The sequence below is a fragment of the Streptomyces sp. NPDC058307 genome, from assembly GCF_042880295.1.
Classification (GTDB): Bacteria; Actinomycetota; Actinomycetes; order Streptomycetales; family Streptomycetaceae; genus Streptomyces.
Genome location: NZ_JBHVYZ010000018.1, coordinates 96,547 through 109,643, shown reverse-complemented (window position 1 = coordinate 109,643; position 13,097 = coordinate 96,547). Strand labels below are relative to the sequence as shown.

At 70.6% G+C, this 13,097-nt stretch carries 12 protein-coding genes; 5 read left to right on the top strand and 7 right to left on the bottom strand.

Translation table 11 applies throughout. The features are described from left to right. Positions 1-21: 21 nt before the first annotated feature. Positions 22-1,221 (bottom strand): glycerophosphodiester phosphodiesterase, encoded by a 1,200-nt coding sequence (locus tag ACFVYN_RS16045; RefSeq protein WP_389998241.1) that lies wholly within the window; start codon positions 1,219-1,221, stop codon positions 22-24. 371 nt (positions 1,222-1,592) lie between these two features. Between ACFVYN_RS16045 and ACFVYN_RS16040 the strand changes: the two genes are divergently transcribed. Next, complete coding sequence (locus ACFVYN_RS16040; RefSeq protein ID WP_389998238.1) at positions 1,593-2,264, top strand: lysophospholipid acyltransferase family protein; 672 nt, start codon at positions 1,593-1,595, stop codon at positions 2,262-2,264. Between the two features lie 67 nt (positions 2,265-2,331). On the opposite strand, the gene ACFVYN_RS16035 is transcribed toward ACFVYN_RS16040, so the two are convergent. The 4 genes from ACFVYN_RS16035 to argH form a co-directional block, all read right to left on the bottom strand. After that, positions 2,332-3,855 (bottom strand): MFS transporter, encoded by a 1,524-nt coding sequence (locus ACFVYN_RS16035; RefSeq protein ID WP_389998235.1) that lies wholly within the window; start codon positions 3,853-3,855, stop codon positions 2,332-2,334. Further along, positions 3,852-4,418, bottom strand: coding sequence for a TetR/AcrR family transcriptional regulator (locus tag ACFVYN_RS16030; protein WP_389998232.1), 567 nt, complete (start codon positions 4,416-4,418; stop codon positions 3,852-3,854). The genes ACFVYN_RS16035 and ACFVYN_RS16030 overlap by 4 nt, the downstream gene beginning before the upstream one ends. Positions 4,419-4,507: 89 nt before the next feature. Then, entirely contained in the window at positions 4,508-5,479 is a 972-nt protein-coding gene (locus ACFVYN_RS16025) for an aldo/keto reductase (protein WP_389998230.1), read from the bottom strand. Between the two features lie 111 nt (positions 5,480-5,590). Next, complete coding sequence (gene argH, locus ACFVYN_RS16020) at positions 5,591-7,021, bottom strand: argininosuccinate lyase (RefSeq protein WP_389998227.1); 1,431 nt, start codon at positions 7,019-7,021, stop codon at positions 5,591-5,593. Positions 7,022-7,218: 197 nt separating this feature from the next. Here argH and ACFVYN_RS16015 point away from each other — a divergent pair, with 197 nt between their 5' ends. Together ACFVYN_RS16015 and ACFVYN_RS16010 are read left to right on the top strand one after the other, a co-directional pair. Next, positions 7,219-8,100: a hypothetical protein gene (locus ACFVYN_RS16015; RefSeq protein ID WP_389998225.1), complete on the top strand. Its 882-nt coding sequence runs from the start codon at positions 7,219-7,221 to the stop codon at positions 8,098-8,100. A 121-nt stretch (positions 8,101-8,221) separates the two neighbouring features. Next, positions 8,222-8,809 carry a pyridoxamine 5'-phosphate oxidase family protein gene (locus ACFVYN_RS16010; RefSeq protein ID WP_389998222.1) on the top strand — a complete coding sequence of 196 codons (588 nt, stop codon included), beginning with the start codon at positions 8,222-8,224 and terminating at the stop codon, positions 8,807-8,809. Position 8,810: 1 nt separating this feature from the next. Here the strand turns inward: ACFVYN_RS16010 and ACFVYN_RS16005 are convergent, their stop codons facing one another. Together ACFVYN_RS16005 and ACFVYN_RS16000 are read right to left on the bottom strand one after the other, a co-directional pair. Beyond that, positions 8,811-10,253, bottom strand: coding sequence for a sensor histidine kinase (locus ACFVYN_RS16005; protein ID WP_389998219.1), 1,443 nt, complete (start codon positions 10,251-10,253; stop codon positions 8,811-8,813). Continuing rightward, on the bottom strand, positions 10,250-10,990 hold the full coding sequence (locus tag ACFVYN_RS16000; RefSeq protein ID WP_389998216.1) for a response regulator transcription factor: 741 nt from the start codon (positions 10,988-10,990) through the stop codon (positions 10,250-10,252). Before ACFVYN_RS16000 ends, ACFVYN_RS16005 begins: the two co-directional genes overlap by 4 nt. 151 nt (positions 10,991-11,141) lie before the next feature. Between ACFVYN_RS16000 and ACFVYN_RS15995 the strand changes: the two genes are divergently transcribed. Beyond that, positions 11,142-12,494 carry a ferric reductase-like transmembrane domain-containing protein gene (locus tag ACFVYN_RS15995; RefSeq protein WP_389998213.1) on the top strand — a complete coding sequence of 451 codons (1,353 nt, stop codon included), beginning with the start codon at positions 11,142-11,144 and terminating at the stop codon, positions 12,492-12,494. Positions 12,495-12,558: 64 nt separating this feature from the next. Further along, the gene (locus tag ACFVYN_RS15990) at positions 12,559-12,987 is read left to right on the top strand and encodes an FMN-binding protein (protein ID WP_389998211.1); all 429 of its coding nucleotides are present in this window, start codon (positions 12,559-12,561) and stop codon (positions 12,985-12,987) included. Positions 12,988-13,097 lie beyond the last annotated feature (110 nt).

Below are 13,097 nucleotides of genomic sequence, written 5' to 3'. Positions count from 1 at the left end.
CCCCGATCGGGGCACGGCGGCTCAGCCGTTGACGAAGTCCGCGCGGGCGAGGACGCCCGTGTCCGCGTTGTCGGTGAAGACGCCGTCGATGCCGGTGGCGAAGTACCGCTTGAAGGCGCCGAAGGCGTCTCCGTAGGCGTCCGGGTCGGTGCCCTTGCGGTACTCCGTGGGCAGGAAGGGGTTCTCGTTGCGCATGGTGTAGGGATGCAGGACCAGCCCCACCTTGTGCGCGTCGGCGACCAGGGAGGTCTCCTTGTCGAGGCTGCCGTCCGCCTTCTTCGTGATGACGAGGTCGAGGGTCGGGCCGATGCCCTGGGCGTAGCCCGCGATCTCCCTGAGGCCCTTGGGGGTGATCAGGTCGGCGACCGTGCGCGGGTCGCCCGTCGCGACGAAGTCCCAGGGGCGGGTGTTGGCGGCGGACAGGAGGACGACCAAGGGGTTGTCGACGAGCTTGTTCAGGCGCTGGATGCTGGTCGGCTCGAAGGACTGGAGGATGACCGGCGAGTTCCGCTTGTCCTTGCCGTGCCGGTGCAGGATCTTGGCCACCCGCTCCTCCAGGCCCAGGCCGAGGCCCCGGAAGTAGGTGGGGTGCTTGGTCTCGGGGTAGATCCAGACCTGCTTGCCGCGCTTGCGGGTCTGCTCCTCCTGCCACTTCAGGACTTCCTCGAAGGTGGGGATCTCCCAGCGGCCGTTGTAGAGCGTGTTGTGCGGGCGGTTGGCCGGGATGCGCTCGATCGCGCGGAGCGTCTTGAGCTCGGCGAGCGTGAAGTCCTCGGTGAACCAGCCGGTGGTGGAGACGCCGTCGAGGAGCTTGGTCCTCCTGCGGTCGGCGAACTCCTTGTGGTCGGCGACGTCGGTCGTGCCGCCGATCTCCGGCTCGTGGCGGCAGACGAGGTGGCCGTCCCTGGTGGGGACGAGGTCGCCGGCCTCGACGATGTCGGCGCCCAGGTCCAGGGCGAGCTGATAGGAGCCGAAGGTGTGCTCGGGGCGGTACCCGCTGGCACCGCGATGGCCGATGACCGTCGGCACGGGAAGGCTCTTCAGGCCGCCGCCACCGTACCCGGCCGATCCGGACGTCGTGGCTCCGACGGTCATGGATCCGGTGGTCGCGGCTCTAGCCGTCCCCGGCAGGCCCAGGACCGCTCCCCCGGCGCCGAACATCGCGGCCCCGAGAAGTGCGCGCCGTCCGGTGCCGTCCGTGTGCTCGTCCTGCGATCCCATGGGGACCCCTCCTGCCGTCGCCTCTTCGATGCGCGCCGATCGTAGGTCCGGGTCCGTGACGGGCGGGAGACCTACGGCAGAACACGCGGGTGACACGGGATGTCGTATGGGAACAGATGTCTGATGGTTCGTCGGCTTCACGGCGCGGAGCCGGGGTACGCGTCGGTCGGGGCGACCTCCGTCACATCGTTCCGCCCGGGTTTCCGGGAGGCAACGGGGACCATCCGCAGGTAAACGAGTGTCAACAGTGCGTAAGACCTCGGTGAACCCCGAGCGCCCGATGTGCGCGATTCCCCGAGCCGCGAGTAATGTCCTCACCTGCACAGACTCATACAGTTTCCCTGGCCGTTCTCTTGACTCCGGAGGGCCCGTTGTCCCGCTTCGCGCTCATCAAGGCAGTGCTCGGACCGATCATGCGCCTGATGTTCCGCCTACAGGTGGAGGGCGCGGAGCACATCCCGGGTGACGGTCCCGTCATCCTGGCCGGCAACCACCTCACCTTCATCGACTCGATGATCCTTCCGCTGGTCTGCGACCGGCAGGTGTTCTTCATCGGCAAGGACGAGTACGTCACCGGAAAGTCCCTGAAAGGCCGTCTCATGGCCTGGTTCTTCACCGGCGTCGGCATGATCCCGGTGGACCGCGACGGCGGCCGCGGCGGTGTGGCCGCGCTGATGACCGGGCGCCGGGTTCTGGAGGAGGGCAAGGTCTTCGGGATCTACCCCGAGGGGACGCGGTCGCCCGACGGCCGGCTGTACCGCGGGCGTACGGGTATCGCCCGACTGACGCTGATGACGGGTGCGCCGGTCGTCCCCTTCGCGATGATCGGCACGGACAAGTTGCAGCCGGGCGGGTCGGGGATGCCGCGGCCCGGGCGGGTCACGGTCCGGTTCGGTGAGGCGATGGAGTTCTCGCGGTACGAGGGGATGGACCGGGACCGGTATGTGCTGCGGGCCGTGACGGACTCCGTGATGACCGAGGTCATGCGGCTGTCGGGCCAGGAGTACGTGGACATGTACGCGACCAAGGCGAAGGCCGCGTAGCCGTTCGTTGTCGGGTGCGGCGCAGTAGGGACTTGTCGCCCCCACTGCGCCGCACAGCTCTGTCCCCCTAGAAGCCCTTGTCCAACCGTTGTTCCTTCAGCATGAACCAGGCTGCCACCGCTGTCGCAAGCAGGACCACCGCTCCCGCGCCCGCGGCGATCGTGAGGCCGTCCACGAAAGCCTCTCGGGCTGAGAACAGCAGGTCGTGAGCCGTGTCCGTCGGCATTCCGGACGCCGCCTCCACCGCACCGCCGAGCGACTCGTGAGCTCCGGCCGGTGTATCCGTCGGGCCCGTGAAGCCCCGGTACACGCCCGTCACGATCGAGCCCAGTACGGCGATGCCCAGGGCCGCGCCCAGTTCGTACGCCGTCTCCGAGACCGCCGACGCGGCTCCCGCCTGTTCCTTCGGGACGCTCGACAGGATCACGTCCGCCGTCACCGTGAACGAGAAGCCCGCGCCCACGCCGACCACCAGCAGAGCGGCGCCCAGCATCGGGTAGTCCGTGGACTGGTCGAGCAGGGTCAGTGACGCCAGGGCCAGGCCGATGGCGGCGAGGCCTCCGGAGACCACGGCCCGTACCGAGTACCGGCGAGCCACCGTGCCCGCGACCAGGCCCGCGGCCACCGCTCCCACCGCCGCCGGGAGTTCGGCCAGACCCGCCTCCAACGGGGGCCTGCCCTGGACGAGTTGGAGGTACTGGGAGAGGAAGAAGACCAGGCCGGAGAGGCCGAGAACGGTCAGCAGGTCGGCCAGGACGGCGCCGCCGAAGCCGCGGTTGCGGAACAGGCGCATGTCCAGGAGGGGCGCCGGCAGGGTGAGTTGGCGGCGGACGAAGGTGTACAGGGCTGCCGCCCCCAGGACGCCCGCGGCGACCGGCTCCCACGTGATGCCGTGTGCGGCGGCCTCCTTGACGGCGTAGACCACCGCGATCACGCCGACCAGGGACAGCGCGACGCTGGCCATGTCCCAGGGCCCCGGGTTCGGATCGCGGGACTCCGGCAGGAACTTGATGCCCACGAGGACCAGGACCGCCATCACCGGCAGGTTGATCAGGAAGACCGAGCCCCACCAGAAGTGTTCGAGGAGGAAGCCTCCGACGATGGGGCCGATCGCCGTACCGGCGGAGGCGGTCGCGCCCCAGATGCCGACGGCGAGACTGCGCTCGCGCGGGTCGTGGAAGAGGTTGCGGATCAGGGCCAGGGTGGCGGGCATGAGGGTCGCGCCGGCGACGCCGAGCAGCGCCCGCGCCAGGATCATCAACTCCGGTGTCGTCGCGTAGGCGTTGAGGATCGATACCGCGCCGAACGCCGTCGCGCCCAGCAGCAGGATCCGCTTGCGCCCGATGCGGTCGCCGAGGCTGCCCATCGACACCAGCAGGCCCGCGATGACGAACGAGTAGACGTCACCGATCCACAGGAGCTGGGTGCCGGTCGGCTCGAGGTCCTCGCTGATGTACGGGGTCGCGAGGCCGAGGACGGTCGCGTCGACGGCCACCAGCAGCACGGCGAGCACCAGGACGGACAGCGCGAGCCAACGGCCGGGGCGCTTCACCGCCTCGGTCGTGGTCGCCGGCTGCAGGGTGCTGGTCATGATTCCTCTCTCGGTGGTGCGGGATGACGTAGTGCGCCGCCGAGCAACAGCTCGACGGTCATGTGGTGGAAGTCCTTGGGGGCGCCCTTGCCGCTCTGCAGCATCCAGACGGCGGAGGCGAGCAGGCCGAACAGGGCCTCGGTGAGCCAGGCGGGCGTGAGGTCGATGCGGAACTCGCCGTTCTGCTGCCCGCGTTGGAACAGTGCGGCGATGCGGGCGTCGATCCGGGCCCAGCCGTCGTTCTGCTCCGCGCCCTCGAACAGCTGGTTCTCCGTGTAGAGGAAGGCGAGGAGTCCGGCAGCGGACTCGACCTCGCGAACCAGACGCCGTACGGCTTCGCTCTCCGGTCCCTCCTCCGGGCGGGCGGCTTCGAGTGCCTTCTCGCACTCCTCGATGCCAAGCGCTTCCAGTGCCCGCACCAGCGCGTCGCGCCCGGCGAAGAGGCGGTGCAGCGTGGCCCGGCTGATCCCGGCGGCCTTGGCGACCTCGTCCATGGTCGCGGTGGATTTGCGGGTCAGCAGGGCGGCGGCACTGCGCAGCACATGGTCACGGTCGACAGCCATGAGACAACCATAGCCCATGTGAGACATTCATGTCTCATGACGGGCATGGCCGTCTCATGGCTTGACTGTCGCAGTTGATCAGGAGCTTCTCAGTGCCAGGGCAGCTGAGCGCGGCGCTCCCAGTACGCGCCCGGTTCCTCCACCAGCGCCGCGAGCCGGGACAGCTGCTCGTCGTCCAGGTCCACGACGGCCGCGTGCAGGTTGGACGCGAGCTGGGCGGTGGTGGCGGCTCCCGAGAGGACCACTCCGGCCCAGGGCTGACGCAGGACCAGGGCGAGGGCTACGGCGTCACAGCCCAGGGACATCTCGGCCGCTACGGCCTTCAGGGCGTCCGGGGCGTGCGGTCCGGCGAGCCTGCCGTTGGCCATGCCCTCCTTGACGATCACCGTGAGACCGGCGGCGTGGGCCTCGGCGAGGGCGGGCCCGGCCGAGGTCTCCAGGGCGTTGTACGTCGACTGGACGGTACGGAAGAGGGGCTCGCCGTCGACGGTCACCTCCAGTGCGGCGCGGATCGCTTCCGCCTGGGCGGGGCCGCTGGTCGAGAAGCCGACGGTGGTGCCCTGGGCCGCCGCCTCCGCGAGCCTCGCGTGGAGTTCCTTGTCGGTGAGGGCCGGGCTGCCCGGGGTCACCGAGTGGATCTGGTAGAGGTCGAGGCGGTCACCGAGCAGTTCGGCGGTCTCGGCGCGCTGACGGTCGTACGTCCGGACGCCGTGGTCCTTGATCTCGTGCTTCTCGGCGTCGGTGGTCCAGTCGGCGGTGTAGGTGTAGCCCCACTTGCTGCCGACGACCACGTCGTCGATGTGCGGGTTCCTGTCGAGCCAGTCCGCGAGGAACTCCTCGGAGCGGCCGTAGGAACGGGCCACGTCGAAGTAGCGGACGCCCTGGAAGTAGGCGGCGTCGAGGAGTTCGTGGGTGCGGGTGCGGAGGGTTTCTACGCTGCGGTCGTCTCCGAGGTCTTCGTCTCGGCCGAGGTTGATGTAGCCGGGGCGGGCGATTGCGGCGAGGCCCAGTCCGAGGTGGCAGGTGGGGGTGGTTGCTGTCGCCAGTCGGGCGAAGGGCATCGCGGGCTCCGTTCGGTCGGTCCGGTACGGCTTCCGACCAACGTACCCGCGATGACCTTCGGCGACCTCGGTGACCTTCGGCGACCTTCGGCGACCTTCGGTGACTGAACCCTAAAGGCCCTTGGCCTTCGCCCAATTGTGCTGAGCGGCCAGGTCCGCCTTCACCTCTGCCAACTGGACCGCCACCGCGCTCGGGGCCGTGCCGCCCCTGGCGTTGCGGGAGGCGAGCGCGCCCGGGACGTTGAGGACCGTGCGGACCTCCGGGGTCAGATGGGCGCTGATCTTGGCGAACTGCTCGTCCGTCAGGTCGTTCAGCTCCTTGCCCTCGGCCTCCGCCGCCTTGACGCACTCGCCGGCGACCTCGTGGGCCACGCGGAAGGGGACGCCCTGCTTGACCAGCCACTCGGCGATGTCGGTGGCGAGGGAGAAGCCGGCCGGGGCCAGTTCCTCCATGCGCTCGCGGTTGACCGTGAGGGTCGCCATCATGCCGGTGAACGCGGGGAGCAGGACCTCCAGTTGGTCGCAGGAGTCGAAGACCGGCTCCTTGTCCTCCTGGAGGTCGCGGTTGTAGGCGAGGGGCAGGGCCTTGAGCGTGGCCATCAGGCCCGTCAGGTTGCCGATCAGGCGGCCGCTCTTGCCGCGCGCCAGCTCCGCGATGTCCGGATTCTTCTTCTGCGGCATGATCGACGAACCCGTGGAGAACGCGTCGTGCAGGGTCACGAAGGAGAACTCCTTCGTGTTCCAGATGATGATCTCCTCGGCGATCCGGGAGAGGTTGACGCCGATCATCGCGGTGATGAAGGCGAACTCGGCGACGAAGTCACGGGAGGCCGTGCCGTCGATCGAGTTGCCGACACTGCCGTGCTCGAAGCCGAGGTCCTTGGCGACCGCCTCCGGGTCCAGGCCCAGGGAGGAACCGGCCAGCGCCCCCGAGCCGTACGGCGACACAGCCGTACGCTCGTCCCACTGGCGCAGCCGTTCCGCGTCCCGGGACAGGGACTGGACGTGGGCGAGGACGTGGTGGGCGAACAGCACCGGCTGGGCGTGCTGGAGGTGGGTGCGGCCGGGCATCGCCACGTCCGGGTGAGCCTCCGCCAGACCCACCAGCGCGTCCTGGAGCTCGGCGATCAGACCGCCGATGATCCGGGCGTGGTCCCGCAGGTACATGCGGAAGAGGGTGGCGATCTGGTCGTTGCGCGAGCGGCCGGCGCGCAGTTTGCCGCCGAGGTCGGGGCCGACGCGCTCCAGCAGGCCCCGCTCCAGAGCGGTGTGGCAGTCCTCGTCGGCGATCGTGCCGACGAAGGAGCCGTCGTTCACGTCGGCTTCGAGCTGGTCGAGCCCGGCGAGCATGCGCTGCAGCTCGTCCTCGCTCAGGAGGCCCGCCTTGTGCAGCACGCGCGCGTGGGCACGCGAACCGGCGATGTCGTACGGCGCGAGCCGCCAGTCGAAGTGGACGGACGCGGACAGCTTCGCCAGCGCCTCGGCGGGACCGTCGGCGAAACGACCGCCCCAGAGCCGGACGTCACCGCTGTTGCTGCTCACTTCGTTGCTCCTCACCGCTGCACTCACCGTCATGCATGATTATGCAGAGTGCTGCATGATTCGTCAATCTGACATGCGGGCGGCGACGAATTTGCGCTCCCTTTGAACACCGGAAACCGCTTGCCCGTACTTCCCGCCGAACGCAGGCGCCGCGTTTGTCACCACAGACCACTCCCGACCCCGAGTGAGGCATCCGCATGTCCAGGGCTCTTCCGAAGTACAACCAGCGCCGCGTGGCGATCATCGGCGGCGCCGCCGCCGTGGCACTGACCGGGGCGATCGTCGCCGGTACCGCCCTCGCCGGGGAGACCTCCAAGAGCAGCACCGCCACCGTCCGCACGCTGGCCGCCCCCGGCAGCATCACATGCCCGGACGTGGCCTCCCAGCTGCCGGCGATCCCCGCCACCGCCCAGGCCGAGGTCACCCGCAACCTGACCCTCCTCCAGACCCAGATCGCCGAAGCCAACAAGCGGCTCGTCGACACGGTCGGCCAGGGCGGACCGAACTTCGTCCAGAACGCCATCCTGGGCCCGCTGAAGGACAAGCGGGTCGCCACCGTCAACCGCATCGCCACCGCCATCGGCCGTACCGCGGCGAAGCCGCAGGGCCTGGACGCGCTGGCCCCCTGCACCCTCAACGCCGGCGGCGCCGGGGCCGGGGCGGGCGCCGGGGCCGGCGCGGGTCCGAGCGCCGCCCCGAGCCAGACGGCCGGTGCCGGGGGGACCGGGAACGCGGGGAACACGGGGAACGCAGGGAACGCTGGCAACGCCGGTCAGGCCGCCGGCGCGGGCACCATCTCCTGCCCGGACGTGGCCTCCAAGCTGCCCGCGATCCCCGCCACCGCGCAGGCCGAGGTCACCCGCAACCTGACCCTCCTCCAGACCCAGATCGCCGAAGCCAACAAGCGGCTCGTCGACACGGTCGGCCAGGGCGGACCGAACTTCGTCCAGAACGCCATCCTCGGCCCGCTGGCCGACAAGCGGAAGTCGACCATCGACCGCATCGCCATCTCCATCGGCCGTACCGCGGCGAAGCCTCAGGGCCTCGACTCCCTGGCCGCCTGCACGCTCACCAAGTGACGTGACAGGCGCTGTGGCCGCCCCGTTCGAGCGCCGGCCGGGGCGGCCACGGACGTCGTCGAGCAGATCGACGTCCGAATTCCTTAGACAGGCGAAAGGTATGCGCTCATAATCCTTAGATATGGGAAAGACTTATGAGCGCATAGACGGCCGGCTCCGCTCCTTCATCGAGGCGCAGCCCCTCTTCTTCACCGCGACCGCTCCCCTGTCGAGCGACGGCACGGTCAACCTCTCCCCCAAGGGGCTGCGCGGCTCCTTCGTGGTCCTCGACGAACTCACCGTGGCCTACCTCGACTTCGCCGGCTCCAACGCCGAGACGGTCGCGCATCTGCGGGAGAACGGCCGGATCACCCTCATGTGGTGCGCGTTCCAGGGGCCGCCGAACATCGTCCGGGTGCACGGCCGCGGTGAGCCCGTCTTCCGGGACGACCCGCGCTTCAGGGAACTGCTCTCCCGCTTCCCGGACATCGACCCGACCGCGCACGGACTGCGGGCGATCATCGTCGTGACGGCCGACCTGGTCCGCGACACCTGCGGTTACGCGGTGCCGTACATGGCGTACGAGGGCGACCGCGAGCTGCACGGCAAACGGTTCGCGCGCGAGGACGACGAGTCGCTGGGCGCGTACTTCGCCAAGAAGGACCACATCGCCACGAGCCTGGACGGACTGCCGGGGCTGCCGTTGCCGTTGCCGCCGTCCGTCGTCTGACTCAGGCGTTGCCGAGCCGGACGGTGAAGGTCGTCGATCCCGGCCCGCTCTCCAGCGTCACGCTGCCCCCGTGCGCCTCCACCACCGCGGCCACGATCGACAGGCCCAGGCCCGCGCCGCCGGTCTCCGCCTTGGTGCTGCGGTCGGCGCGGGTGAAGCGCTCGAAGACACCCGCCTGGATGTCCTCGGGGATGCCGGGGCCGTCGTCGTGGACCTTCAACAGCACGTCGGTCGCGTCGGTCTCCAGCGTCACCGTCACCTTGGTGCCGGCCGGGGTGTGCAGACGGGCGTTGGACAGCAGGTTGGCCAGCACCTGGTGGAGGCGGTGCTCGTCGCCCGTCACCGTGACCGGTTCCGCCGGGAGGTCCAGCTCCCAGCGGTGATCCGACCCCGTGGCCCTCGCGTCCGTGAGGGCGTCGAGGACCAGGCGGGTGAGGTCGACGGTGGCTGCCTCCAGGGGGCGGCCGGCGTCCAGGCGGGCCAGCAGGAGCAGGTCGTCGACCATGGCGCCCATGCGGGTCGACTCGGCGGCGATGCGTTCCAGGGCCCGGGTGATCTCCGGCGGCAGCGGGCCGGGGTGCAGCAGGGCGAGTTCGGCATGGCCGCGCACCGAGGCGACCGGGGTGCGCAGTTCGTGGCTGGCGTCGGCGGCGAAGCTGCGCAGCCGTTCCTCGCTGGCGTGGCGTTTGGTGAGGGCGTCCTCGACATGGCCGAGCATGCGGTTGAAGGCGCCGGCGACCCGGCCCACCTCACTGCGCGGGTCGGATTCGGGGGCGCGCGGCGGCAGGGCCACCTCCCCGCTGGCCAGCGGGAGTTCGCTGACCCGGGTGGCGGTGGCGGCGACCCGGCTGAGCGGGCGCAGGGACCAGCGCACCCACAGGGCGCCCGCGACACCGGTGACGGTGAGGGCGGCGCCGAAGACGATGCCGGCGACCAGTTCGAGGCGGTGCACTGTGGCCTCGACGGGCTCCAGGGGCAGGCCGGTGACCAGGATGTCGCCGTCGAGGCCCCGGGTGGCGAGGAGCCGGTAGCCGCCCAGGGCGGAGAAGTCGACGCTGTGGCCCCTGCCGTCGACCGGGACCGCGGCGAGCCGCTTCCGGTCGCGGGCGGTGAGGTCGACGTTCAGGGTGCCGCTCGACCGGACGACCGCGGCGGCGGTGACGGTGTCGTTCACCAGCCGGGCGCCGAACGTGCCCGTCGCCTGCCTACGGGTGTCGCCGTGCTCGTCGCCGTCGTGATCGTCCTTCTGGTGCTTCCCTTTGAGTTCCAGGCTCACGGCGAAGCGGTTCCCGGCCTCGGTCAGCTGCTCGTCGAGGCGGTTGGTGAGGAAGCCGCTCAGGGCGAGCACCGCGGCCACTCCGACCGCGGCACAGCTCACCGCCAGCAGCACCACGAGGCCGAGGGTGAGCCGGGCCCGCAGCGTGTGCGGCCGCAGGTCCCTCACGGCGTCACCGGCTTGATCACGTATCCCGCCCCGCGCACGGTGTGGATCATCGGCTCACGGCCGGCGTCCACCTTCTTGCGCAGATACGAGATGTACAGCTCGACCACATGGGCGCGGCCGCCGAAGTCGTAGGACCACACACGGTCGAGGATCTGCGCCTTGCTGAGCACGCGGCGCGGGTTGCGCATGAGGAAGCGCAGCAGCTCGAACTCGGTCGGGGACAGTTCGATCAGCTCGCCGGCGCGGGTGACCTCGCGGGCCTCCTCGTCCATGACCAGGTCGCCGACGGTCAGCCGCGGGCCCTCGTCGAGCTGGCGGGCCATGCCCGCGCGGCGCAGGAGTCCGCGCAGCCGGGCGATGACCTCCTCCAGGCTGAACGGCTTGGTCACGTAGTCGTCGCCGCCCGCCGTGATGCCCTTGATCCGGTCCTCGACCGCGTCCCGGGCGGTCAGGAAGAGCACGCAGACGTCGGCCTTGACGGTGTGCAGGGCGCGCAGCACGGCGAAGCCGTCGGTGTCCGGGAGCATCACGTCAAGGACCACGGCGTCGGGCAGCAGTTCCCGGGCCGCGGTCAGCGCCGAGGCGCCGTCGCCGGCGGTGCGGACCTGCCAGCCCTCGTAGCGCAGGGCGCCGGAGAGCACCTCGGCCAGGTCGGGGTCGTCGTCGACGACGAGGACCCGCAGCGGGGTGCCGTCGGGGCGGGTGAGGGCGGGGCGGCCGGAGCGTGCGGTGTCCATGTCCTCTCCAGGATCCCCCCTGGCCGGGGCGGCGGGGGCCCGGGCAGGCTCTGAGTTTCCTCTGAGTGCGCTCTGCGGAGTGCCGTTTCACAGGGACCTGAGAAGTTCCCCTTGCACAGTGTGTGTCCAGCACAGGCGAGAGGACGCACCTATGACCACCGTGTACGAGCGGCGGGCCGCACCAGCCGTGGCGCCACCCTCGCGACGCTCCCCCGCGGGTGCCGTGCTGACCCTGCTGTGGACCGGGGCGGCGGCCGTGATCGCCCTGTGGTGGGCGGACACCGGTTCCGTGGTCGGCGCGGCCGGGTGGCTGACCGGCGGCGGGCGGATCGCCGGGCTGCTGTGCGGGTACGCCTGCGCGGTCCTGGTCGGTCTGATGGCGCGCGTCCCGCTGCTGGAGCAGCGGATCGGCTCGGACCGGGTGGCGCGCTGGCACGCGATGGCCGGCCGCTACACCGTCTGCCTGCTGCTCGCGCACATCGGGCTGATCCTCGCCGGGTACGCCGCCCAGGACAGTGCCTCGCTGTGGCACGAGACGGTCACCGTGGTCCTGGACTATCCGGACATGCTCAAGGCGAGTGCCGGCACGGTGATCCTCCTCGCGGTCGGCGTCACCTCCGCACGCGCGGTGCGCCGCCGTACCGGCCACGAGTTCTGGTACTACGTCCATCTCCTCACGTACGCGGCCGTGTTCCTCGTCTTCGGCCACCAACTGGCCCTCGGCAACGACCTGAGCGGAAACGCCGTGGCCACGGCCGCCTGGTACACGCTGTACCTGGGCGCGGCGGCTCTGGTGCTGTGGTTCCGGATCCTCGCCCCGGTGCGGCTGAACCTGCGGCACCGGCTGCGCGTGGAGTCCGTGCACCAGGAGGCGCCGGGTGTGTGGTCCGTCGTCGTGCACGGCCGGGACCTCGACCGACTGGGCGCGCGGGCCGGGCAGTTCTTCCGCTGGCGGTTCCTCGCCGACGGTCTGCGGTGGACGTCGACGCCGTACTCCCTGTCGGCGCCGCCGCACCCCGACCGCATGCGGATCACGGTCAAGGCGCTGGGCGGCCACAGCGCGGCCGTGGCGTTGCTGCGGCCGGGCACACGGGTGTGGGCGGAGGGGCCGTACGGTTCGCTGACCGGGGACCGGCGGACCTCCTCCAGGTCGCTGCTGATCGCGGGCGGGGTCGGCATCACCCCGCTGCGGGCGCTGTTCGAGACCCTGCCGGGCGAGGTGACCCTCCTGTACCGGGCGCGCACGGTCGAGGACCTCGCGCTGGGCGGGGAGTTGGAAGCCGTCGCGCGCTGGCGCGGGGCAAAGGTGCACTACCTGCTCAACGGGCCCCAGGGGCAACGGCCGCGGATCACCGCCGAGTCGCTGCGGTCGACCGTCCCCGGTCTGGCCGGCCACGACGTCTACGTCTGCGGCCCGCACGGCTTCGCCCGGGAGCTGTACGAGGAGCTGCGCGCCGCCGGGGTGCCGGACCGCCGTATCCACCACGAATCCTTCGAACTCTGAGAGCTGTGAGAGCTGTGAGAGCTGTGAGAGCCGAGACCGCTGTGAGAACTGTGAGGCCGCACACGTGCACGCGCTGAGAAAGAACCGCCCGCTGCGCCGGATCGTCCTGGCGAGCGCCGCCACGGTCTCCGGCATGGTGATGCTGTTGTCGCTGAAGCCGCACGCCTCGCCGACCCTGGCGGTGACGTCCGGGGCAACCGCTCCCGCGGTCACGGGAACCCGAACCGTCACCGGCGATTCCGTCCAGACCCGCTGGGGTCCCGTACAGGTCCGTGTCACCGTGAAGGACGGCAAGCTCACCAACGCGACCGCCGTCGTCTACCCCACGGACAATCCCCGGGACCAGGAGATCAACAGCTACGCGCTCCCGCGGCTGCGGACCGAAGCGCTCCAGGCCCAGAGCGCGGACATCGACACGGTCTCGGGGGCCACCTACACGAGCGATGGTTACCGCCAGTCACTCCAGTCCGCACTGGACTCCGCGGGCAGCTGAACACACCGGCGTCACGGCACGTATCTGAGGACCAAGGGACCACGCCCACCCCCCATGCCCCCGCCCCCGGAGGAAACGTGACCACGACGCTCGCAGGCGGCCGCGCCGCC